At 68.7% G+C, this 22511-nt stretch carries 19 protein-coding genes and 1 tRNA gene; 8 read left to right on the forward strand and 12 right to left on the reverse strand.

Going from position 1 to position 22511, the window contains the following annotated elements:
- Nucleotides 1–6 precede the first annotated feature (6 nt).
- From E3O54_RS07100 to topA, 4 genes are all read right to left on the reverse strand, one after another.
- Nucleotides 7–1560 carry an alpha/beta hydrolase gene (locus tag E3O54_RS07100; RefSeq protein WP_241976781.1) on the reverse strand — a complete coding sequence of 518 codons (1554 nt, stop codon included), beginning with the start codon at nucleotides 1558–1560 and terminating at the stop codon, nucleotides 7–9.
- A 31-nt stretch (nucleotides 1561–1591) separates the two neighbouring features.
- A complete protein-coding gene (locus tag E3O54_RS07105; protein ID WP_104099403.1) occupies nucleotides 1592–2755 on the reverse strand; it encodes a DNA polymerase III subunit delta' in 1164 nt (387 codons plus the stop codon).
- A 319-nt stretch (nucleotides 2756–3074) separates the two neighbouring features.
- Complete coding sequence (tmk, locus tag E3O54_RS07110) at nucleotides 3075–3731, reverse strand: dTMP kinase (protein WP_241976782.1); 657 nt, start codon at nucleotides 3729–3731, stop codon at nucleotides 3075–3077.
- Entirely contained in the window at nucleotides 3728–6751 is a 3024-nt protein-coding gene (gene topA / locus E3O54_RS07115) for a type I DNA topoisomerase (protein ID WP_134401250.1), read from the reverse strand. The genes tmk and topA overlap by 4 nt, the downstream gene beginning before the upstream one ends.
- Nucleotides 6752–6889: 138 nt before the next feature.
- Here topA and E3O54_RS07120 point away from each other — a divergent pair, with 138 nt between their 5' ends.
- Nucleotides 6890–7129, forward strand: a complete 240-nt coding sequence (locus E3O54_RS07120) for a hypothetical protein (RefSeq protein ID WP_104099401.1) — start codon at nucleotides 6890–6892, stop codon at nucleotides 7127–7129.
- 34 nt (nucleotides 7130–7163) lie between these two features.
- On the opposite strand, the gene E3O54_RS07125 is transcribed toward E3O54_RS07120, so the two are convergent.
- The 5 genes from E3O54_RS07125 to E3O54_RS07145 all read right to left on the reverse strand — a co-directional run bounded on the left by E3O54_RS07125 (nucleotide 7164) and on the right by E3O54_RS07145 (nucleotide 10847).
- Entirely contained in the window at nucleotides 7164–7550 is a 387-nt protein-coding gene (locus tag E3O54_RS07125) for an Rv3654c family TadE-like protein (protein WP_241973128.1), read from the reverse strand.
- Nucleotides 7551–7606: 56 nt separating this feature from the next.
- Nucleotides 7607–8101 (reverse strand): TadE family protein, encoded by a 495-nt coding sequence (locus E3O54_RS07130; protein ID WP_134401251.1) that lies wholly within the window; start codon nucleotides 8099–8101, stop codon nucleotides 7607–7609.
- Entirely contained in the window at nucleotides 8082–8246 is a 165-nt protein-coding gene (locus tag E3O54_RS07135; RefSeq protein ID WP_233191137.1) for a DUF4244 domain-containing protein, read from the reverse strand. Before E3O54_RS07135 ends, E3O54_RS07130 begins: the two co-directional genes overlap by 20 nt.
- 367 nt (nucleotides 8247–8613) lie before the next feature.
- A complete protein-coding gene (locus tag E3O54_RS07140; RefSeq protein WP_241976783.1) occupies nucleotides 8614–9543 on the reverse strand; it encodes a hypothetical protein in 930 nt (309 codons plus the stop codon).
- Between the two features lie 95 nt (nucleotides 9544–9638).
- The gene (locus tag E3O54_RS07145) at nucleotides 9639–10847 is read right to left on the reverse strand and encodes a TadA family conjugal transfer-associated ATPase (RefSeq protein WP_134401253.1); all 1209 of its coding nucleotides are present in this window, start codon (nucleotides 10845–10847) and stop codon (nucleotides 9639–9641) included.
- A 435-nt stretch (nucleotides 10848–11282) separates the two neighbouring features.
- Here E3O54_RS07145 and acs point away from each other — a divergent pair, with 435 nt between their 5' ends.
- Complete coding sequence (acs, locus tag E3O54_RS07150; RefSeq protein ID WP_104170784.1) at nucleotides 11283–13238, forward strand: acetate--CoA ligase; 1956 nt, start codon at nucleotides 11283–11285, stop codon at nucleotides 13236–13238.
- A gap of 87 nt (nucleotides 13239–13325) precedes the next feature.
- Here the strand turns inward: acs and E3O54_RS07155 are convergent, their stop codons facing one another.
- Complete coding sequence (locus tag E3O54_RS07155; RefSeq protein WP_104170783.1) at nucleotides 13326–13796, reverse strand: RidA family protein; 471 nt, start codon at nucleotides 13794–13796, stop codon at nucleotides 13326–13328.
- A gap of 3 nt (nucleotides 13797–13799) precedes the next feature.
- Nucleotides 13800–13964 (reverse strand): DUF4177 domain-containing protein, encoded by a 165-nt coding sequence (locus E3O54_RS07160; protein ID WP_134342594.1) that lies wholly within the window; start codon nucleotides 13962–13964, stop codon nucleotides 13800–13802.
- A gap of 50 nt (nucleotides 13965–14014) precedes the next feature.
- Between E3O54_RS07160 and E3O54_RS07165 the strand changes: the two genes are divergently transcribed.
- The 6 genes from E3O54_RS07165 (at nucleotide 14015) to E3O54_RS07190 (ending at nucleotide 21458) form a co-directional block, all read left to right on the forward strand.
- Nucleotides 14015–16597, forward strand: coding sequence for a transglycosylase domain-containing protein (locus E3O54_RS07165; RefSeq protein ID WP_134401254.1), 2583 nt, complete (start codon nucleotides 14015–14017; stop codon nucleotides 16595–16597).
- Nucleotides 16594–17577 carry a metallophosphoesterase gene (locus E3O54_RS07170; protein ID WP_104099394.1) on the forward strand — a complete coding sequence of 328 codons (984 nt, stop codon included), beginning with the start codon at nucleotides 16594–16596 and terminating at the stop codon, nucleotides 17575–17577. Before E3O54_RS07165 ends, E3O54_RS07170 begins: the two co-directional genes overlap by 4 nt.
- Before the next feature lie 80 nt (nucleotides 17578–17657).
- Nucleotides 17658–17731, forward strand: a tRNA-Pro gene (locus E3O54_RS07175).
- Between the two features lie 119 nt (nucleotides 17732–17850).
- Nucleotides 17851–19320, forward strand: a complete 1470-nt coding sequence (locus tag E3O54_RS07180) for a DHA2 family efflux MFS transporter permease subunit (RefSeq protein ID WP_104099393.1) — start codon at nucleotides 17851–17853, stop codon at nucleotides 19318–19320.
- Nucleotides 19321–19542: 222 nt separating this feature from the next.
- Nucleotides 19543–20028, forward strand: a complete 486-nt coding sequence (locus E3O54_RS07185; RefSeq protein WP_134401255.1) for a VanZ family protein — start codon at nucleotides 19543–19545, stop codon at nucleotides 20026–20028.
- A 536-nt stretch (nucleotides 20029–20564) separates the two neighbouring features.
- Nucleotides 20565–21458: a UTP--glucose-1-phosphate uridylyltransferase gene (locus E3O54_RS07190; RefSeq protein ID WP_134401256.1), complete on the forward strand. Its 894-nt coding sequence runs from the start codon at nucleotides 20565–20567 to the stop codon at nucleotides 21456–21458.
- A gap of 10 nt (nucleotides 21459–21468) precedes the next feature.
- Here E3O54_RS07190 and E3O54_RS07195 read toward each other — a convergent pair whose 3' ends face one another.
- Nucleotides 21469–22284, reverse strand: coding sequence for an HAD-IIB family hydrolase (locus E3O54_RS07195; protein WP_134401257.1), 816 nt, complete (start codon nucleotides 22282–22284; stop codon nucleotides 21469–21471).
- Nucleotides 22285–22511 lie beyond the last annotated feature (227 nt).

Here is a 22511-nt window from a genome sequence, read left to right on the forward strand (position 1 = left end):
GGATGCTCAGCACATCGGGTCTTCGGCCGGCACCGTGCCCTTCAGCAGGTAATCGTCGACGGCCGAGTTCACACAGTCGTTCGATTTGTTGTAGGCGGTGTGCCCTTCGCCGGTGAAGGTGACGAGGTGGCCGCTGGCGAGCTGCTCCGACAGGTTCTCGGCCCACACATAGGGTGTGGCCGGGTCGTTGGTGGTGCCGATGACCAGGATCGGGTCGGCCCCCTCGGCGGCGATCTCGGACCGCTCCCCGTCAAACTGGTAGGGCCAGTTGGCGCAGCCGATGTCGCCGAACGCCATGTACTTGCCGATCGTCGGGGCGGCCTGTTCGATCTCGGCGGCCTGCGCGCGCATCGAGGCGGGATCGTCGTTGTAGCTGTAGTCCACGCAGTTGATTGCCAGAAAGGCCTCGGTCGCGTTGTCGCGGTAGGTGCCGTCGGCGGACCGGCCGTTGTAGCCGTCCGCGAACTGGAAGGCCATGTCGGCGTCGCCCTGCAGAACGATCGCGAACATCTCACTCAGGTTCGGCCACGCGGTGGCCTGGTAGAGCGGGTAGATGATGGCGGTGAGCAGCGTGTTCGCGCCGAGTCGACGGCCGTCGGTGGCCGTGATCGGGCTGACGTCAACCGAGGCGAGCAGGGCTCCGATGGTAGTCATGGCCTCGTCGACGGTGCCATCGAAGGGGCACTCCTCGCCGGCCAGGCAGTCGGCCAGATAGGAGCGCAGCGCGTTCTCGAACCCGGTGGCCTGCACCCGGGTCACATCGGCGTTGCTGGTGGACGGGTCGAGGGCGCCGTCGAGGGCGAGGCGTCCGACCCGCTCGGGGTAGAGGTCCGCGTAGGTCGCACCGAGGAAGGTGCCGTAGGAGTAGCCGAGGAAGTTGAGCTTCTCGTCACCGAGCGCGGCGCGCAGCAGGTCGAGGTCGCGGGCTGCGCTGAGGCTGTCGACGTGTGCGAGCAGGGCGCCGGTATTCTCCTGGCAGGCGGCCCCGAAGTCGACGGCGGCCGTCGACAGCTCCTGGATCCAGGCGTCGCTCCCCCGCACCGCGGCGGGCAGGCCGTAGAGGTACTCGTCCATCTCAGCCGGTTCGTAACAGCTCACCGCCGAGGAACGGCCCACCCCGCGCGGGTCGAAACCGACGACGTCGAAACCGGCCTGCAGCTTCGCATCCGTGGCGTAGTCGAGGGAATCCTTCACGAAGTCGTAACCGGAGCCGCCGGGGCCTCCGGGATTGACCAGCAGGGAACCCACCCGGGTGCCCGTGGCCGGATGCCGCACCAGCGCCAGGTCGACCGTCTCGCCGCTGCCCGGGTCGGCCCAGTCGAGCGGCGCCGAAGCCGTGGTGCACTGCAGGCCGGAGTCGCAGTCCGCCCACTTCAGCACCTGGTCATAGAACGGTTCGAGGTCGGCGTCGACCTTCTCCCCGGTCGGGACCGAGGTGGTCGGCGCCTGCCCCGGCAGGAACAGCGGCACGCAGCCGCTGAGGCCCATGGCGAGCACCAGTGCCAGGGCGGTGGCCCTGGCACGCGCCGACAGGGTGCGCACGCGAGTTCGTCTGGTCAACGGATTCCCCTTTTCTGGGACGTGTTCTCGGTCACCGGCGGATTGCCGATACGAGCATGGCCTCGAGGGCCAGCGCCGGCGCCACGTTCGATTCGATCCGCTGCCGGGCTTGGGCGATCGCGTCCAGGGTGAACAGCGTGGCGGCGGGCGCACAGACGGTTCCCGCCGCCCGCACCTCCGTGAGGAGTTCCCGGTTGATGACGCTGGTCTCCCGGCCGAGCTGCACCATGATCACGTCGCGGTACAGCGAGGTGAGGTCGACCAGGATGCGGTCGATCCCGTCGCGGAGGCTGCGGGTGGCCCTCCGCTTCTGGTCATCTTCGAGGGCCTTGATCTGGCTGCGCAGGCCGGGCGGGACCGACTGTCCCGGCTCGACGCCCAGGGAGCGCAACACGCCCTCACGCTCGGCGGCGTCGCGCTCGAGTGTGATCGCCTTCGCGTCGTCACCGGCGATGGCGAGCAGCCGGGCCGCCGCATTCACCGCCGCCGACACGCCGCGGATGCCGAGGGCCGCCCGCAGGGTCTCCTCGCGTCGCGCTCGCGCCTCGGGGTTCGTCGCCAGGCGGCGGGCCATGCCGATGTGGCTCTGCGCCTCCCGAGCGGCTCGTTCCGCGGTGGCCCGGTCGACACCGTCCCGGGCCACGAGCAGCTCGGCGACGTCGTCGATGCTCGGCACCCGCAACCGCACCGATCGCACGCGGGACCGGATCGTGGGCAGCAGGTCAGCCTCGCTGGGAGCGCAGAGAATCCACACGGTGCGCTCCGGCGGCTCTTCCAAAGCCTTGAGCAGAACGTTGGAGGTGCGCTCGACCATGCGATCGGCGTCTTCGACCACGACCACCCGGTAACGGCCCACCGACGGTGAGTACTGCGAGCGCTTCACGGCCTCTTTGACCGAGTCCATCTTGATGATGACGCCCTCGGTGGAGAGCACGGTCAGGTCGGGATGCGTCCGGGCGTCGACCAGGCGGCGGGCGCTCTCGTCACCGGCCTCGGTGCCGGGACTGAGCAGCGCGGTCGCGAAGGCGAACGCGAGGTTGGAGCGGCCCGAGCCGGGCGGCCCGGTGATCAGCCAGGCGTGCGTCATGGCCGACCCGGCGCGCGCCTCGGCGTCTCCGTCACTCGGACGTTCGGCCGCCGCGCGGAAGATCGCGATCGCTCTCGCCTGACCCGTCAGGCCATCCCACACAGTCATCGCACCAGAGTACCTTTCGTCGGTGACAGAGGGCTTAGAGCTCGTCCAGCCGGCGCCGTCCGCTGGTTGCGCCCCCGGCAGGGCCCGTCCAGTCGGCGCATTCCGTCCAGCCGGCGCAGCATCGCGCCTGATGCCGAACCAATTCGACGGAGATTTTGCCGAAAACGGCCGGTTTGGGGCCGATAACGGGGTCCAGGGCCAAAATCTCCGTCGAATTCGCACGGCGCACGGCGCACGGCGAGCCCGCGCATGAAACGGATGCCGCCGCAGCGGCGGGCCGCCGGGCCGCAGCGGCCTCGGACATCCGTTCACTTCGCCTCTAGAGCAGCGCGGCGACCCGGTCGCGGATGACGGCGGCGATCTCGGCCACCGGACGCCCGGCGTCCACGACCAGAAACCGCTCCGGCTCGGCGTCAGCCAGGGCGAGGAACGCGGCGCGCACCCGGCGGTGAAAGTCGCTCTTCTCCGCCTCGAGCCGGTCGAAGGGCTTGTTCTCAGCGTCGAGGCGGCCGCGCGCCACGGTCTCGTCGAGGTCGAGCAGCACGGTCAGCGCGGGCAACAGTCCCTCCGCCGCCCAGAGCGACAGATCACGCACCGGGGCGGCGTCGAGCACCCGTCCGGCACCCTGGTAGGCGACGGATGAGTCCAGGTAGCGGTCCTGGATCACCACTTCGCCTCGGGCGAGCGCCGGCCGCACCGCGGTCGCGATGTGCTGGGCCCGATCGGCGGCGTAGAGGAGCGCCTCGGCCCGCGCTGCGATCTCACCGCGGTGGTGCAGCACGATCTCACGGATGGCGCCGCCGACATCCGTTCCGCCGGGCTCGCGGGTGCGCAGCACGGTGCGCCCGCTCTGCCGGAGCCAGTCGGTGAGAAGCTCCGACTGGGTCGTCTTGCCGCACCCGTCACCACCCTCGAGGGTGATGAACAGCCCGGCAGCGGCGGGATCGGTCACGGCTTCCGGAACTTCTCGGGTCACGACAGCGACGACGCCTGGGTCGCGGCCTTCGCGGCCGCGGTGGCCGCCCGGGTCGCCGCAGCCTTGGCCGCCGTCGCGGCCTTCTGAGCCGGGGTGCGCTGAGCGCGCACCGTCGTGGTGGCACCCGACGGAGTCGGCTTTTTGACGGCCAACTTCCGAGCCGGGGCCTTCCTGACCGCCGCCTTCTTCGCCGGGGCCTTCTTGACCGCCGTCTTCTTGGCCGGGGCCTTCTTCGCCGGCGCCTTCTTGACGGCCGGGCCCTTGGCGCGCTTGTCGGCGAGCAGCTGCACGGCGCGGTCGAAGTCGACCTCCTCCACCGTCTCGGCTTTCGGGATGGTGGCGTTGGTGATGCCGTCGGTGACGTAGGCGCCGAACCGGCCGTCCTTGATCTTGATCGCCTTGCCGCTCTCGGGGTCGGGAACCTCGAACTCCTTGAGCGCGCTCGACGCCCGCCGGGCGCCGTACTTGGGCTGGGCGTACAGGTCGACCGCACCGGCCAGATCGATCTCGAAGATCTGGTCCTCGCTGGTCAGTGACCGGGTGTCCACGCCCTTCTTGAGATACGGGCCGAACTTGCCGTTCTGGGCCGTGATCTCCGCGCCCGTCTCCGGGTCGAGGCCGACCACGCGCGGCAGGGAGAGCAAATGCAGGGCCGTGTCGAGGTCGATCGTGGCGAGGTCCATGGTCTTGAACAACGAGGCCGTGCGCGGTTTCACCGCGGCGACCTTCTTCGCCGGGGGCTTGCGCTTGGGCTTCGCGGCCGCGGCCGTCGTTTTGGTCGTGGAGGCAGCCTCGGCGGCGGCCGAATCGGCAAGCAGGGTCACCTCGCCGGTGACCGGGTCGATGGTCTCGCCGGGTTCGACGACCTCGACCTCGGGCTCCAGCTCGGTGACGTAGGGGCCGAACCGGCCGTCCTTCGCCACGATCCGCTTGCCGTTCTCCGGGTTCTCGCCGATCACGCGGTCGGTGATGACCGGCGCGTCGATGAGTTCGCGGGCTTTCGCCGGGGTCAGCTCGTCGGGGGCCAGGTCCGGCGGAATGTTCACCCGGCGCGGCGGGGCATCCGGTGCCGCGCCCGGGTCGATGACCTCGAGGTAGGGACCGTACTTGCCGATGCGCAGGGTGATGTCGTCGCCGATGGGCATCGAGTTGATCGAGCGCGCGTCGATCTCGCCGAGGTTGTCGATGACCTGGCGCAGGCCGCGGTGCTTGTCGGAACCGAAGTAGAAGCTGGTCAGCCAGTCCACTCGGTCGGCTTTGCCGTCGGCGATGCGGTCGAGGTCGTCTTCCATCTCGGCGGTGAAGTCGTATTCGACCAGGTCGGAGAAGTACTCCTCGAGCAGGCGAACGACGGAGAAGGCGATCCAGTTGGGCACCAGCGACTGGCCGCGGGGGGTGACGTAGCCGCGCTCGGTGATCGTGGAGATGATCGACGCGTACGTCGAGGGGCGGCCGATGCCGAGCTCCTCGAGCTTCTTCACCAGGCTCGCCTCGGTGTAGCGGGCGGCCGGGGTGGTCTCGTGGCCCTTGGCTTCCACGTCGAGCAGGGTCAGCTTCTGGCCCTCTTCGAGCGGCGGCAGCTTGGACTCGGTGGCGTCGGTGGGTGCGTTGCGCTCCTCGTCACGGGATTCCTCATAGGCCAGCATGAAGCCGCGGAACGTGATCACGGTGCCGCTGGCGGCGAATTCCGCGAGCACCCCGGATGTCGCGGGGTGCGTGGACGTGCCGGTCGGCCCGGCCGCGATGGTCACCGACGCGGTCGAGCCGGTCGCATCCGCCATCTGCGAGGCGACGGTGCGCTTCCAGATCAGGTCATAGAGCTTGAAGTCGTTGCCGCGCAGAGTGGATGCGAGCGCCGAAGGGGTGCGGAATGTGTCGCCGGACGGACGGATCGCCTCGTGCGCCTCCTGAGCATTCTTGCTCTTGCCCTTGTACAGGCGGGGCTTGTCGGGCACCGTTTCGGGGCCGTAGAGCGCCGCCGCCTGGGTGCGCGCGGCCGTGATCGCCTGCTGCGACAGCGACGGCGAGTCGGTTCGCATATAGGTGATGTACCCGTTTTCGTAGAGCGACTGGGCCACGCTCATGGTCTGGCGGGCGGTGAAGCGCAGCTTGCGGGCCGCCTCCTGCTGCAGGGTCGAGGTGGTGAAGGGCGCGGCCGGGCTACGACGGTAGGGCTTGGCGGTCACCTTCGTCACGGTCAGGGCGACCGATGGTTCCTTGAGGGCGGTGGCCAGGGCGAGGGCGGATGCCTCGTCGAGCGTGACCGCCGTCACCTTGGGTTTCAGCCGGCCGAGGTCGTCGAAGTCGCCGCCGGAGGCGATGCGCTCTCCGCCCAGGCGCACGAGCTTCGACTGGAATGCGGAATCCACCCGGGACGCGCCGGTAGCAAGCTGGGCGATGAGGTCCCAATAACCGGCCGACACGAACGCGAGGCGCTCGCGTTCGCGTTCGACGACGAGGCGGGTGGCCGCGGACTGCACGCGGCCGGCGGACAGGCCCGGGCCGACCTTGCGCCAAAGCACGGGGGAAATCTCGTAGCCGTAGATGCGGTCGAGGATGCGCCGGGTCTCCTGCGCGTCGACGAGGGCGGTGTCGAGGTCGCGGGTGTTGTCCTTCGCCTGAAGGATGGCTTCCTTGGTGATTTCGTGGAAGACCATGCGCTTGACCGGCACCTTGGGCTGCAGGACCTGCAGCAGGTGCCAAGCGATGGCCTCGCCTTCGCGGTCCTCATCAGTTGCGAGCAGGAGTTCGTCGGCGTTCTTCATGGCCCGTTTGAGTTCGGCCACGGTCTTCTTCTTCGCGTCGGACACGACGTAGTACGGCTCGAAACCGTTTTCCACGTCGACCGAGAACTTGCCGAGCGGACCCTTTTTCAGTTCGGGTGGCAGGTTCTTGGGCTCGATCAAGTCGCGAATATGGCCGACCGAGGACAAGACCTCGTAGCCGTCGCCCAGATACGCGGCGATCGATTTCATCTTCGTCGGCGATTCGACAATGACCAGCTTCTTAGTGCCTGGCACCAGACTCCTCTTTATAGGTACGGGTCCAAGTGGGCCATGGCACACCATACACACTTCAATATGGTGCCTGCCTAATCGACCACGCCGCGCGAGACCATTGGGGGTTGCCAGGCCTGCGCTGGCGGAGACAATTGGAGCATGGCGAATTCAGCGACGGGCACGTACACCGCGAAGCTCACGGACGGCCCCCTCCAAGGCAAGACAGTCACCACCCAGTTCCTGGAATCCGGCGATCCGCGGCCGCGACTCGAGATCCCTGCCGACGGCAACAAGCGCTACCTCTATCTACGCGGCTCCGGCCTCGAATTCGACTCCAGCACATTCCCGGCTCGACCCACCGCCGTGGACTACCGCTACATCGAGGCCCTCTTCGACTGAGCCGCCCGTGGCTTTCGCGCCCGCTGAGACGAAGTCAGCCGGCGGGGCCGCCGGGCGAATCGGGCGGCCCGGCCCGTGCCTGCGCGCCCAGCTCGAACCCGAGGTAGCCGCGCACCGCGGTCACCGATGCGATCAGTCCCTCCACCGTGCAGACGGTGACGGATGCCCCGTTCAGCCTCGCGGCTTCGGCCGCCGCCGCGCAGGGAATCCCGGCCACGGCGCCCGAGGCGGTGTCGGCGGCGGCGAGCGCCGCGGCATCCGCTGCCCCCTGCACCGCCTGACCGACCACCAGCGCGGCGAACAGCGGCAGCAGCACCGCCGTCAGGAGCATGACCGCGCCCAGCACCCCGACAGCTAGCACCGTACCCGAGCCGCGCTCGGGTGCTGACCAGTGCCGCCGCCGCAGAGCCCGGCGAGTCACGGTCCGCCGCCGCAGAGCCCGGGAAATCAGCGTCCGGGACCTCCCCCGGCGGGGCCTCACCGGCCACCGCCGAGCGCGCAGGACCCGGCCCGGAGCGTGAGGCCGAAGGCCGCGAAAGCGCCGAACGAGCTCGGTGCGCGCAGGTTCACGCAGACGAACTCACCCCGGCGCTCCGGGGTCATCGAGGCCCCCTGCACCGCCCGCTGCACCAGCCCAGAGGCCCGGTCGACGCTGTCGCCGCGGGAGAGGGACCGGGCGGCATCGGCCGCGGCATCCGTGAGGCGCACCTGCTGGCCGATCACTTGCAGGGCGCCCAGGCAGCAGGCGAGCACGAGCAGTACAGCCGGAACGACCGTCGCGAACTCGGCGGTGACGCTGCCGCGGTCGCGGGGGCGGTCCCTGGGGCCGGGGCGGCGCCGCGCGCGGCTTCGGGCGCTCGGGGCGTCGTCGGAGTGCCCGTCGAAGTGCCCGTCGAAGTGCCCGTCGGAGTGCCCGTCGGAGTGCACGTCGGAGTGCCCGTCGGGCCGGCGGCTACCCCACGGAAAGCGCATTGCGCACCAGATCGGTCAGGATGCCGCGCACCTCGTCGCCGCGCAGGATGACGATCAACAGGCCGGCGAATCCGACCGCCGCCATCGTTGCGACGGCGTATTCGGCGGTGGCTGCACCCGTCTCGGCGCGCAGGCCGCGCGGCAGCCGGAACCGGTCGGGGCGCGGAAGCCGGGGTGCCGGTGCCGCCTTGCGCAGAGAATCGTGGCCGAGGCCGGGGCCGGTGGTCGCTGCGTCGATCGTGCCGGTGGCGCGCTCGGCGATCAGGTTCCTGGTCAGGTTGGTGACCTCGTCGGTGGCCGGTTCAACGGTCGGTTGCAGGGCCTGACCCCTGGTCGGTTTGGCGGCCTGATCGGTGGTCGGTGTCAGGGCATAATCGGTGGTCGGTTCGATGGGGGGCATTCGTTCGTCTCCTTCTCGCGTCGGGCGACGCGGTGTGTGGGCGGCACGAGTGGTCTCAGACTGGCGCGGGCGAGGGCGGAACACCGACAGCCGCTCGCTTCGGTGCAGAACTTCAGAAAACGAGCACTGTGGACGAGAGGACGGTCATCAACAGCGGCAGAACTCCGACCAGCATGAATGCGGGCAGCACGCACACCCCGAGCGGGATCATGAGCGTGACCGCGAGGGTGGCGGCCCGGTGCTGGCCGTCGCTGCGGGCCTGCCGACGCAGCTGGTCGGCCTCGCTTCGCAACAGCTCCGCGGCGGGAACGCCGGCGCGCACCGACAGAGCGAGCACCCGGTCGATGCTGGCCGCCGAGGCCGCGCGGTGCAGGGCGAACCGCTCTGCCGCCGCGTCGACCAGGGTCCGGGCGCGGTCGACGGAGCCGCCGCCGGTCATGGCGATGGCGGTGAGGTCCAGTTCGAGCCCGGGGGTCGGGTCCCGTGCCCGGGCGGAGTGCACGAGCCGCCGGTTCCAGCGGTCCGCCGCCAGCATGAGGGCGCCGCCGCCGGCGAGGCAGGCCCAGCCGGGTGCGGTGAGGAACAGCGTCTGCAGCGTGTTGAAGCCCAGAAGGCTGCCGAACAGCACACCGACGACCGGCAAGAACGCGACCATCCGTGCCGTGGCGCTCGGGCCGGCGAGCGCCACGGCGAGGTCGGCGTGCAACTGGCCGAGGTCCCGGAAGGATGACGCCAGTTGCCGCAGGCAGGAGGCCAGCGGCGCTCCGGCCTGGGTGGCCACCTGCCAGGCCGCGGCGAGGCCCAGCCAGGCGGCGCCGATCTGGCCGCCGAGTGCGCGGGCCTCGGCGGCCACGGCGTCGGCGATGTTGTCGCCGCGGCGCCCGGCGTCGGCCGCCGCCCGGATGATCTGTGCCCCCGAAGAGGGCGGTGTCGGCGACAGAGACTTTTCGCCGACGGGGTGCGAAGCGACGGGTTCGAGGTAGGCCCACGCGGATGCCGGGGAGACGCCGGCGGCGAGGAGAACCGCGATGCGTTGGGTCACCTGCGCCACCTGCTCGATGGCCGGGCTGGGCGGACCGTGCCGCCGTTTCACGCCGAGCCACGTGCCGACTCTCCTGCCGAGTCTCGTGCCGACTCTCATTCCGACTCTCCAGTCTCGGCGGGCGCGGCGGCCCGCCGCCCGTGTGTGCGGACCGGTCTGGGCGGGCCGGACTCCCCCGGGGCCCAGCGGTTCCCCGGGGCCGCGGCGATCACCAGCAGGCGATCCCGGGCGTCCAGCGCGAACCGGCCGAGCGGAGCGAGCCGACGGCGGCCCTCGCGGCGCTCGAGGTGCAGCACCAGCCCGATCGCGCTCACCGCCTGCCGCGCCACCGCTTCCGGACTCAGTCCGGCGAGAGCGCCGAGGGCCTCGAGTCGGGCCGGAACGTCGTGCAGGGAGTTCGCGTGCAGGGTACCGGCGCCGCCGTCGTGGCCGGTGTTGAGCGCGGCCAGCAGCTCCCGGATCTCGGCACCGCGGCATTCGCCGAGCACCAGCCGGTCGGGGCGCATCCGTAACGCCTCGCGCAGGAGACTCTCCAGGCCGATCCGGCCGGCACCCTCGAGGTTCGGCTGCCGTGCCTCGAGCGCCACGACATGCGGGTGGTCTATGCGCAGTTCGGCGACGTCCTCGATGGCCACGATGCGTTCCCCAGGCGGTGCCTCGCCCAGCAGCGCCGCGAGCAGGGTGGTCTTGCCGCTGCCGGCGGCTCCCGTGATGAGCAGGTTCTCGCGCCGGTGCACGGCCACGCGCAGCCGGTCGGCGACGGCGACGGATGCCTCCCCCACCCCGAACAGACCCCCGGCGGCGAGCGTGGCGAGGCTCAGCCGCTCGGCGCGAGGCAGCCGGATGGACAGCAGCGTGCCCGTGCTCGACGCCGGCGGCAGCACCGCATGCACCCGGATGCCGTCGGACAGCCGCACATCGACGCAGGGGCTGGCCTCGTCGATGTGGCGCCCGCCGAGGGCGATCAGGCGCACCGCCAATTCCCGCACAGCCGGTTCCGGGCAGCTCCACTGCGGGGCGTGCAGCAGTCCGTGGCCGGCATCCACCCACAGCCCGGCGGCGCCGTTGACGAACAGATCGGTGACCTCGCCGTCGGCGGCGAATTCGGCGAGCGGGCCGAGCACGAACACGTCGAGGGGCCGGATCGCCGGCAGCACACCGGGGCTGAGCACACCGGTGCCGAGCACACCGGGGCTGAGCGCACCGGGCGGCCGGGCATCCGTGCGGCGGTCGGGAGCACCGTTGGGAGGGCGGGCAGGCACGGACCTGCCATACGACGGGACGGCGACGAACGGCTCGGGCATGCCCCGACGTTAGATCGGCGGTGGGAGCGCATCCGGCCCCTGCGCCGGATCGAGGAGAACCCGGGCCGACCGCCGGCTGGGGAGGACCGGGACGCGCCACCGCGAAAAACCCCAGGTTAAAAAGGGGGGCGGCACCTATTGGGGGGAACAGGTGCCGCCTCGGCAGTGCGCTGATTGGGGGGAACCAGACACACCGCAGGTCAAAACTTTCGTTCAGACAAAGACAAATGTACAAGGGGAATTACAGATGCGCAAGTCCCCCGTGTCCTCATAAATGAGGACACAGAACCCGGGTGCCTGATGAGACCACAATTGGGGGTGGGAACTCGCCGCAATTCCGCGCAACCTGGGCGACACATGTCGCCGTGTAGGGTTCAGGAGGGGCTGGTTAACGCGCCCGATACACGCAGCGCATCGCAAAGGAGCGACATACGTATGAGCGTCAAGATCGATAACCTTCTCCATGAATCCCGCAGATTCCCGCCGACACCGGAATTTGCCGCACAATCCATCGCGAAGCCGCAGATCTATCAGGACGCCGCGGACGACCGATTGAAATTCTGGGCTGATCAAGCCCGCGAGCTTCTGCACTGGCATAAGCCGTTCACAAAAACCCTGGACTGGACCAATCCACCGTTCGCCAAATGGTTCGAAGACGGCGAATTGAACGTGGCCTGGAACTGCCTCGACCGGCACGTGCTGGCCGGCAACGGCGACCGGGTCGCGCTGCACTTCGAGGGTGAGCCGGGAGACTCCCGCGACATCACATATGCCGAGCTCACTGCCGAAGTGAAGCGTGCTGCGAATGTGCTGACAAAACTCGGCGTGAATGCCGGGGACCGCGTCGCGATCTACCTGCCGATGATTCCGGAGGCCGTCATCTCGATGCTCGCCGTGGCCCGCATCGGCGCCGTGCACTCGGTCATCTTCGGCGGTTTCAGCGCCGAAAGCCTCCGTTCGCGCATCGATGACGCCAGCGCCGTGCTCGTGATCACCGCCGACGGCGGTTACCGCAAGGGCAAGGCGTCCGCTCTCAAGCCAGCCGTCGACGCGGCTCTGGAGGGCGGCGAGACCACCGTGCGCAACGTGCTCGTGGTCAAGCGCACCGACGGCTTCGTGGAGTGGTTCGACCGCGACCTGTGGTGGCACGACGAGCTCGCCTCGGTCGCGGGAGAGCATGAGGCGCTGGGCTTCCCGGCCGAGAACCCGCTGTTCATCCTCTACACGTCCGGCACCACCGGCAAGCCCAAGGGCATCCTGCACACCACCGGTGGCTACCTCACGCAGGTGGCGTTCACCCACAAGAACGTGTTCGACCTGCACCCCGAGACGGATGTCTACTGGTGCACCGCCGACGTCGGCTGGATCACCGGCCACAGCTACGTGGTCTACGGCCCGCTCGCCAACGGCGCCACCCAGGTGCTCTTCGAGGGCACCCCGGACACCCCGCACCCCGGCCGGTGGTGGGAAATCGTTGAGAAGTACAAGGTGAGCATCCTGTACACGGCGCCCACGGCCATCCGTACCTTCATGAAGCTGGGTCGCCAGATCCCGCAGGGCTTCGACCTGACCAGCCTGCGCCTGCTCGGTTCGGTGGGCGAGCCCATCAACCCGGAGGCGTGGATGTGGTATCGCGAGGTCATCGGCGGCAATGTCGCGCCGGTGGTCGACACCTGGTGGCAGACCGAGACCGGCGCGATCATGATTTCCGCCCTGCCCGGCGTGACGACGACCAAGCCCGGCTCGGCGCAGAGCCCGATCCCCGGTGTCGTGATCGATGTGCTCGACGACGAGGGAAACCACGTGGGCCGAGACAACGGTGGCCTGCTCGTGGTGACCGAACCGTGGCCGTCGATGCTGCGCGGCATCTGGGGTGACCCGGAGCGCTTCAAGGAGACGTACTGGGAGAAGTTTGGATCGGAGAACCCGCGCTACTTTGCCGGTGATGGCGCCCGCCTCGACCGTGACGGTGAGATCTGGCTGCTCGGCCGGGTCGACGACGTGATGAACGTGTCGGGGCACCGTCTGTCCACGGCCGAGATCGAGTCGTCGCTGGTGGCGCACCCGATGACCGCCGAGGCGGCCGTGGTCGGCGCGCATGACGACACGACCGGCCAGGCGGTGGTGGCGTTCGTCATCATCAAGTACAGCCACCTGGAGGAGTCCTCGCACGCGGACATCCAGGCCGTGCTGCGGGCGCACGTGTCCCAGCAAATCGGTGCCATCGCGAGGCCCCGCCAGATCTTCATCGTGAGCGAGCTGCCGAAGACGCGCTCGGGCAAGATCATCCGGCGTCTGCTGCAGGATGTCGCGGAGGGCCGCGAGGTCGGCGACACCACCACCCTCGCTGACACCTCGGTGATGACGGCGATCATGTCCACCCTGAAGTAACCAGCGTCTAACCAATTCGTTCGGGCACGCACCCGAGTAGACACACGAAAGCGGGCAGGCCCAGTGGGCCTGCCCGCTTTCTGGGGCTCAGGCGAAGGAGACGATGAGCTCCAGCTCGACCGGGGAATCCAGCGGCAGCACAGCGACGCCGACGGCCGAGCGGGCATGCACGCCCCGGTCGCCGAAGATCTCGCCGAGCACCTGGGAGGCACCGTTGACGACACCGGGCTGGCCGGTGAACGACGGGTCGGATGCGACGAAGCCGGTGACCTTGACGACCTGCGTCACTCGGTCCAGCGATCCGATCGCGGCCTGGATGGCGGCAAGCCCGTTGAGCGCGCACTGCCGAGCGTAGTCCTGGGCGTCGGCGGCCGGCACGAGTCCGTGGCCGTCGCCGACCTTGCCGGTGGCCGGCAGCGCCCCCGAGATCATCGGCAGCTGACCGCTGGTGAACACCAGCGAGCCGGAGACCACGGCCGGCACATAGGTGGCCACGGGCGGCACGACGCTCGGCAGCTCGATGCCGAGCTCGGCCAGTCGGGCAGCGATCTGCGCCACGCCTCAGGCTCCTTCGGTGGCGACGGGGCGCTTGAGGTAGGCGACAAGCCCACCCTCGGGTCCGGGAACGACCTGCACGAGCTCCCAGCCCTCCGAGCCCCAGTTGTTCAAAATGGCAGCTGTGTTGTGAATCATCAGCGGCGTCGTAAGGTACTCCCAGGCAGGCATAAGGCTCCGATTCAGGCGGTTATTCAGATTTGTCACTTAGTCTCAATAGTATGTCTGCCAAAAATCGTACGGTCAGTGGAGCGCTCGGCGGGTTCCTCGGTTTCGTCGGGATGAGCGCCGTGGCCGGCGTCCTCGTCGCCGCCGCTGTCACCCCCGCTCTGGCCCTCTCCGGCATGACAGCCACGAACACGATCAACATGTTCGAGAGCCTCCCCGACTACCTCGCGATCGACCAGCTGGCGCAGAAGAGCAACATCTACGCGACCAACGCCGACGGCAGCCCCCTGCTTTTGGCCTCGTTCTACGATCAGAACCGGGTGGAAGTCGAGTGGGACGCGATCAGCCCGTTCGTGAAGGATGCCGTGATCGCGGGCGAGGACCCCCGCTTCTATGAGCATGGCGGCATCGACCTCGAGGGCACCGTCAAGGGCGTCGTGAGCACCGTGGCCACCGGCACCGCACGCGGCGGCTCCTCGATCACCCAGCAGTACGTGAAAAACGTGCAGGTGCAGAAGTGCGAGGCTCTGGCCGACGAAAAGAAGCGCATGAGCTGCTACGACACGGCCACGGAGACCACCCCCGACCGCAAGCTCAAGGAGATGCGCCTCGCCATCGGCGTGGAGAAGCAGTACGCGAAAGACGACATCCTTCGCCAGTACCTGAACATCGCCGGTTTCGGCGGCACGGTCTACGGCATTGAATCGGCCGCCAACTATTACTACAACACCACCGCCGCGGGCCTGTCACTGGCGCAGGCGGCGAGCCTGGTGGCGATCGTGAACAACCCGGTCAAGTTCCAGCTCGACAACCCGGAGAGCGAAACCAACGGCGTCGCCAACGGGTATGCCGCCAACAAGGAACGCCGCGACTACATCCTGGGCGAGATGCTCAAGTACCAGAAGATCACCCAGGAAGACCACGACGCCGCCCTGGCCACCGTGATCGAGCCCACCATCACGGAACCCAGCACCGGGTGTGCGACAGCCGGCGGCAGCGCCTACTTCTGCGACCTGGTCGTCAACACCCTGCGGAACGACCCCTCCTTCGGTGAAGACGAAGTCACCCGCATGGCCAACTTCCGTCGTGGCGGCTACGAGATCTACACCACGCTCGACCTCGACCTGCAGAACGCCGCCGAGACCACCATGAAGAAGCACGTGCCGAAGCAGTACGGGGACTGGGACGTGGGCGGTGTGATCACCAGCGTCGAGGTGGGCACCGGCCGAGTGTTGGCCATGACCCAGAACAAGGATTACAGCCAGGACCCGGCCGTGACCGAGAACAATAATGACTACACGGGCATCAACTACAACACCAACTCCAACGAGGGCGGCTCGCTCGGGTTCCAGCCCGGCTCGACCTACAAGGTCTTCACCCTCGCCGAGTGGCTGACCCAGGGGCACACGCTCAACGAGCGCGTCGACTCCCGCCGCAAGAGCGACTGGGGCGTGTTCAAGAACAGCTGTGAGGGCAACCAGAGCTATGTCTTCAACCCCAAGAACGACGCGAACGAGCCCGGCACCAACTACAGCGCGCTGCAGTCGACGATCGACTCCATCAACACCGGCTTCATCGGCATGGCGAAGAAGCTGGACCAGTGCGGCATCGCCACGATGGCCAACTCCTTCGGAGTGGGCCGCGCCGACCTGAAGCCTCTCGAACAAGGTCCCTCGGCCGTGCTCGGCACGAACGAGGTCGCGCCGCTCAGCATGGCCATCGCCTTCGCCGGCATCGCCAACAACGGCGTCAGCTGCAGCCCGATCGTGATCGACCGGATCGTCGGCGGCGACGGCGTCGACATGACCCCGCCGCAGACCAAGTGCACCCAGGCGGTCACCCCTGAGGTCGACGCCGGCATGACGTATGCCATGCAAAAGGTGATGACCGAAGGCTCGGGACGCGCGTCGAATTCCGCGACCTCCCCGAAGGTGCCGATGATCGGCAAGACCGGAACCACCGACGGCAACAAGGACACCTGGATGAGCGGCGCGAGCACCAAGGTCGCCACGGTGATCGGCGTCGTCAGCGTCACCGGCGACATCAACCAGCGTCTCGTCCGCGACTGGGAGGGCGGCACGGCTGCCACCGCCCGTCACCGCATGTGGCCGGAGGTGATGAGCGTCGCGAACGCGAAGTACGGCGGAGACGCCTTCGCCGAGGCATCCAACAAGGTGCTGCAGGCCGTTCAGATTCCGGTCCCCGACCTGCGCGGCAAGTCGATGAGCGAAGCCGCCTCCACCCTGACCTCGGCCGGCTTCGACGTGGTCGACGGCGGTGTGACCGACTCCGAGATGCCCGCCGGCACCGTGGCCCGCACCGACCCGGCCGGCGGCAGCAGCGCCAGCCGCGGCTCGACCGTGACCGTCTACTCCAGCAATGGCGCGCTCAAGATCGTGCCCGATGTCGTGGGCAAGACCGAGGCCGAAGCTACCTCCACCCTGGCGGGCTTCGGCATCGTCAAGCAGGAGCAGGACGTCACCGACCCGAAGCAGGTCGGCACGGTGCTCTCCATGACACCGACCGCCGGCTCCGGCGCCGCGGCGGGCAGCTCCGTCACGATCGTGGTCGGCAAGCTTGCCGCCGGCGCGAAGCCCGACGCGAAACCCGACGCGAACGGCGGGGGCAACGGATGACCCGCGCCAACTCCGCAGGCACCTCCCTGGCCGTCAGCGCCGGGGTGGTAGCCGCGGCCGGAGTCGTCGCGTTCGCCTGGGGCTCTCTCGTGGAGCGCCGCATGTTCACCCTCCGCGAGGTTCTCGTTCCGGTGCTCGCGCCGGGATCCGCCCCGATCAAGGTGCTGCACCTCTCCGACCTGCACATGGCACCGTGGCAGCGGGATAAACAGGACTGGGTGCGCGGCTTGGCCGACCTCGCGCCGGACCTGATCGTGAACACGGGCGACAACCTCGGTCACGCCGACGGCATTTCCGGGATCGAGTATGCCCTCGAACCGTTCCGCGGCATTCCGGGCATCTTCGTCAACGGGTCGAACGACTACTACGGGCCGCAGTTGAAGAACCCGATGCGGTACTTCCGTGCCCCGTCGACGCTTCGCTCGGCGTTTCACGAGAAGCTCGACATCGCCCACCTGCACCGGGTGTTCGGCGACCTCGGCTGGATCGACCTCGACAACGCAGCGGCCGCGCTCGACATCAACGGCACCCACCTGGAGCTGTTCGGGGTGGATGACCCGCACATCGGGCTCGACCGCCTCGACCTGATCACCCGGGCGATCGACGACCTGCGCGCGAACGACCCGTTGTCGGAGGAGCACTGGCCCGACCCCGAGGAGGCGACCCCGCCGCGGTCGACGCTCACGGTGGGCGTCGCCCACGCGCCCTACCAGCGGGTGCTCAACTCGTTCGTCAACCATGGTGCCCAGCTGATCCTGGCCGGGCACACGCACGGCGGGCAGGTGTGCGTTCCCCGGTACGGCGCCCTCGTCACCAACTGCGACATCCCACGCAAGCAGGTCAAGGGCCTCAGCCTCTGGGACTCCGGACTGCACACCTCGTACCTGAACGTGTCCGCGGGGCTCGGCACGTCGATCTACGCGCCGGTGCGGTTCGCCTGCGCGCCGGAGGCGACCCTGCTCACGCTGACGGCGGCGTAGCGGGGTTATCGGCAGGCTCGGCACCGGATGGTCGTGGTAGGGCATCCGGGGGGTTATACTTGTCAAGGCTTACGGGCCATCGGGGTATGGCGCAGCTTGGTAGCGCGCGTCGTTCGGGACGACGAGGTCGCAGGTTCAAATCCTGTTACCCCGACAGATATGCAAAACCCTCACTCTTCGGAGTGGGGGTTTTTGTAGTTGGTGTTTGGTAGTTGGTGTTTGGTGTTTGGTGCGGCCGGGCCGGCGCGGCCAGAAGCGCGAGAGGATCATGTCATGACCGATTCCAGCCCGGGTCTCCCCGCACCTGTCGCTATCCCACGGCATGCCTGGCAGGCCCTGATCGTGCTGCTGGCCGGCATGTTCATGGCGCTGCTCGACACCACGATCGTGAATGTGGCGCTTCCGACCATCCGTACCAGCCTGGATGCCTCGGAGGCCACCCTCTCCTGGATCATCTCCGGCTACGCGCTCGCCTTCGGGATCGCGCTGATCCCGGCCGGGCGGCTCGGCGACCGCATCGGCCACAAGTGGGTCTTCTTCACCGGTCTGCTGCTGTTCACCCTGGCCAGCCTCGCCTGCGGGCTCGCGCAGAACGATCTGCAGCTGATCATCGCCCGGGTCGTGCAGGGGCTTGCCGGCGGCATGTTCGTGCCGGCCGTGACCGCTGTGATCCAGCTTCTGTTCCCGCCCATCACCCGCGGCAAGGCGTTCGCGATCATGGGCACGGTGATCGGCGTATCCACGGCGCTCGGCCCGATCATCGGCGGCCTGATCATCGAGGCCTTCGGCGACGAGAACGGATGGCGCCTGGTCTTCTGGGTCAACCTGCCGATCGGCATCGTCGCCCTCGTCGCGGCGGCGATCCTGTTGCCGGCCGGCTCCGAACGTGCCCCGGGCACCCCGAGCGGCGGCATCGACTGGGTGGGCCTATTGCTGATCTCCGGCGGGCTCGTGGCGCTGCTCGTTCCCCTGATCGAGGGCGAGGACCAGGGCTGGCCGCTCTGGACCTACCTGACCCTGGCAGCGGGGGCGCTGTTGATTGTGGCATTCGGCTTCTGGGAGGTGGCGTACACCCGGTGGGGCAAGAGCCCGCTGGTGCCGCCGCGGCTGTTCCGGCATCCGGCGTTCACCGGCGGCATCGTGCTCGCCCTGGTCTACTTCGCCGCGTTCACCAGCATCTTCTTCACCATTTCGATCCTCTGGCAGGCCGGCCTCGGGCACACCGCCCTCGAGTCGGGGCTGGTATCGATCCCGTTCGCGATCGGAACCATCATCGGCGCTTCGCAGAGCAACCGGCTGGCGCAGCGGCTCGGCCGCACCGTGCTGATCATCGGCGTGTCCCTGGTCACCATCGGCCTGGTCTGGGTCTGGCTGGCCCTGCTCCTGATCGGCCCGGCGATCACCAACTGGGAGCTGCTGCCGCCGCTGCTGATCGCGGGTCTCGGCAGCGGATTCTTCATCGCGCCGAACGCCCAGTTCATCGTGGCGACCGTGGACCGCTCCGAGGCCGGTGCGGCCAGCGGCGTGGTCGGCGTGATGCAGCGGGTCGGCAGCGCCGTGGGCATCGCCGTGATCGGCAGCGTCTTCTTCGGCACGCTGGTCGTGGCCGGCCCCGGGGCGGAGGCCGTCGCCGCCGGCTTCACCGACAGCGCCACCGCGGCGATGGGCGTGAGCGCCGCGTTCAGCGTGCTGGCACTGCTGCTCGTCTTCGTGCTGCCGAAGCGGGTGTCGGCCGGGCGGTAGGGGCGGGGTTCCCGTCGTGAGGGTGCCCGTTCCGGTCGAGAGCGCCCGCTTTACCAGTCACTCTCGACCGGAATAGAAGTGGTCGGCGGTGGGCATCCTTCGGCTCAGAGCGTATTTGCGAGCCCCCGCGCACGGATGCGTCTACGGTAAATAGATCGACAGTGTTGCGGTCAGGTCCCGGCGCCGTCGGTTCGCCGATCGTGACGTACCGGGAGGCGAGACATGACCGACGCGAGTCGCACTCCCCCGCCGAGACCGCCGGGCCCTGCCGCGGCGGGCGGAGCCGCGCCCACCCGGCTGCGCCGGTGGGCGCCCTGGCTCATGCTCGCCTATCTGGTCGCGCTGGCCTTCATCGCGTTCTGGCCGGTGCCGGTCGACCGGGCGGCATACGATTCACTCCTGGCCCTTATCGATTGGCTGCAGGAACACGGCGCGCCGGGCTGGGTGCGCTACGGCCTGGTCGAGTTCATCGCCAACATCGCCCTGTTCGTGCCGGTCGGCCTGTTTGTCGTGCTCGTGGCCGGCGCACGACGGTGGTGGCTGGCCGTGCTGGTCGGGTTCGCGGCGAGCTGCACCATCGAGCTCGGGCAGCTGATCTTCCTGCCGGACCGGTTCGCCACCCTCGCCGATGTGGTCGCGAACACGGTCGGGACCGCGGTCGGAACGGTGCTCGGGTTGGTTCTGTTGCGCGGCGGCCGCGGGCGCTGACGGGGACTGCAGGTCGGGTGCGGGTGTGCGCCGGGGTGCCCGTCGGCACGTGCACTTGCCTTTTCTGTGGCTAACTCAGGAGATCCGGGATGGGCCTCGGTATTCGTTGCGTAATTCCGGGGGCGCAAGCCGCAGCCGGCTCGGTTTTCCTGAGTTAGCCCCCTACGGCCGCGCACAACTCCTGCAGATTCTGACGGATGTGCCCGAGTCAGCCTAGCGTGACCCTCCGGCCGCGAATTGCAGGAGTTATGCCAGCTGAGGCACCGGCCACCGGACTCACACGTGGCTAACTCAGGAGATCTGGGCTGGATGCGCGGCACAGCCCAGGAAACCCGGGGCGACGGATGACTGTGGCCGGGTTTCTCCTGAATTAGCCGCAGCTGCCAGCCCGACTCAGGGGTACGGCAAGGCAGCCCAGAGCGGGCGGCAGGTGACCTCACGGGCAGTGGCCGGTGGCCGAGACAGATCACGGCGCCAGACCGAAAGATCCGCGGTGGGAGATGCGGCGGCAACACTGCGCCCTTAGTCTGAGTCTCATGAGCTCCGAGATTACCAAGGCCGTCATTCCCGCGGCAGGACTGGGAACACGCTTCCTGCCGGCGACCAAGGCCATGCCGAAGGAAATGCTTCCCGTCGTCGACAAGCCCGCGATCCAGTACGTGGTCGAGGAGGCAGCCGCGGCCGGCCTGACCGACCTGCTGATGGTGACAGGGCGGCACAAGAACGCGTTGGAGAACCACTTCGACCGCATGACCGAGTTGGAGTCGCTGCTCGAGAAGAAGGGCGACCACGACCGCCTGGCGAAGGTGCGGCTCCCCACCCGGCTGGCCGACATCCACTACTTGCGCCAGGGCGACCCGCTCGGACTCGGGCATGCGGTGCTGCGCGCGAAGATGCACGTCGGCGACAAGCCGTTCGCGGTGCTGCTGGGTGATGACCTGATCGACATCCGTGACCCGTTGCTGGCCCGGATGCTGGTGGAGCAGGGCGCGCGCAACGCCAGCATCGTGGCGCTGATGGAGGTCGATCCGTCGCAGATCCACCTCTACGGCTGTGCCGCGATCGAGCCCACCGACGACCCCGACGTGGTGCGCGTGACCGGGCTCGTGGAGAAGCCCAGCGCCGCGGATGCCCCGTCGAACCTGGCCATCATCGGCCGCTATGTGCTGCGCCCGGAGGTGTTCGACGTGCTCGAGCACACCCTGCCGGGCAAGGGCAACGAGATTCAGCTCACGGATGCGCTGCAGGAGCTTGCGACGACCCCGGATGCGACGGGTGGCGTGTTCGGAGTGATCTTCCGCGGCCGCCGCTATGACACCGGCGACCGCCTGGACTACATCAAGGCGATCGTGCGGCTCGCCGCAGACCGCGAGGACCTCGGGCCGGACCTGCGGCCGTGGTTGCAAGATTTCGTCGCGGGGTTCGACTGATCAGAATCCGTCAGGCGGAGGCGGAGGCAGTGGCAGCGGCAGAGGCTGCTGCGGCTGCGGCGGCGGCGGCGAGCTGAGGAATCAGCGTTTCGAGGAACGCGGCCGTGTCTTCCCAACCCCCCACGGCGACGCATTCGACGCCGAGAACCTTGACCGGGTAGTCATTGCCGTTTTCGTCGAGGCGGTCGCCCACGAACAGCATGTCGTCGAGCGGAACGCCGGTGAGGGCGGCGAGCTTGAGCATGCCGTAGGCCTTGTCGATGCCGCGACGGGTGATGTCCACCGAGGTGGAGCCGCCGGAGCGCACCTCGAGGTCGGGCAGTAGCGCCTGCACGGCTTCGCGCAGGGTGTTCTTCTTCTCACCCGTTGGGTCCCACGCGACTTTGGCGGCCACCGGGGCGGCCTGGCCGAGGGCGGAGAAGGTGATCTGCGAACCGCGGTCCTCGAGGATCGGCCCCCACGTGTCGCTCTCCCAGTAGCCGAGTGAACGCGCGGAGATCTCGACGGCGGCGAGGGCATCCGTCTTCTCGGCGTCGGTCAGGTATTCGGCGTAGATCTGGGTCCAGGAACCCTCGACGTGGCGGTAGTACTGGGTGCCGCAGGTGGGCATCAGGTGCAGGCGCGAGAGGATGCCGTCACTCACGGCCTCGAGGTTGTCGATCAGCTGCATGTGGAACTGGGCGATCTGCCCGCCGGAGATCACGCACACCTCGACGACGCCGAGCAGGCTGACCAAGAGTTCCGCCATGCGCGGGTTGAGCGGCGATTTGGAGGCGGCAAGCGTGTCATCGAGGTCGAAGGCAACCAGGCGGGGAAGTGTCGTCATGTGAAGTGTGGATCCTTTTCAGTTACTCGGGGCCGTAGTCGTGGCCCGGAGCTTGACGTCACCCATGCGCGACGCCCTAAAAAGTGTACAGCGGGCCCTGCTTGTCGAGCCGGGGCAGGTTTCGGGGCGGGTGCGGGGCAGGTTTCGGGGCGGGTGCGGGGCAGGTGCGGGGCGGGTGTGGGCAGGGTGCGGGGCTGGGTGTGGGGAGACGGGTGCCGCGGCGGCGG

Source organism: Cryobacterium sp. TMT2-4, from assembly GCF_004402575.1.
In the GTDB taxonomy this organism is placed as follows: Bacteria; Actinomycetota; Actinomycetes; order Actinomycetales; family Microbacteriaceae; genus Cryobacterium; species Cryobacterium sandaracinum.

Coding starts and splice junctions, on each gene's coding strand:
- E3O54_RS07105 (WP_104099403.1), bottom strand. CDS start 2,755: ATGACTGTGTGGGATGGCCTGACGGGTCAGGCGAGAGCGATCGCGATC.
- E3O54_RS07120 (WP_104099401.1), top strand. CDS start 6,890: ATGGCGAATTCAGCGACGGGCACGTACACCGCGAAGCTCACGGACGGC.
- E3O54_RS07130 (WP_134401251.1), bottom strand. CDS start 8,101: ATGCGCTTTCCGTGGGGTAGCCGCCGGCCCGACGGGCACTCCGACGTG.
- E3O54_RS07145 (WP_134401253.1), bottom strand. CDS start 10,847: ATGCCCGAGCCGTTCGTCGCCGTCCCGTCGTATGGCAGGTCCGTGCCT.
- acs (WP_104170784.1), top strand. CDS start 11,283: ATGAGCGTCAAGATCGATAACCTTCTCCATGAATCCCGCAGATTCCCG.
- E3O54_RS07160 (WP_134342594.1), bottom strand. CDS start 13,964: ATGCCTGCCTGGGAGTACCTTACGACGCCGCTGATGATTCACAACACA.
- E3O54_RS07165 (WP_134401254.1), top strand. CDS start 14,015: ATGTCTGCCAAAAATCGTACGGTCAGTGGAGCGCTCGGCGGGTTCCTC.
- E3O54_RS07170 (WP_104099394.1), top strand. CDS start 16,594: ATGACCCGCGCCAACTCCGCAGGCACCTCCCTGGCCGTCAGCGCCGGG.
- E3O54_RS07180 (WP_104099393.1), top strand. CDS start 17,851: ATGACCGATTCCAGCCCGGGTCTCCCCGCACCTGTCGCTATCCCACGG.
- E3O54_RS07185 (WP_134401255.1), top strand. CDS start 19,543: ATGACCGACGCGAGTCGCACTCCCCCGCCGAGACCGCCGGGCCCTGCC.
- E3O54_RS07190 (WP_134401256.1), top strand. CDS start 20,565: ATGAGCTCCGAGATTACCAAGGCCGTCATTCCCGCGGCAGGACTGGGA.
- E3O54_RS07195 (WP_134401257.1), bottom strand. CDS start 22,284: ATGACGACACTTCCCCGCCTGGTTGCCTTCGACCTCGATGACACGCTT.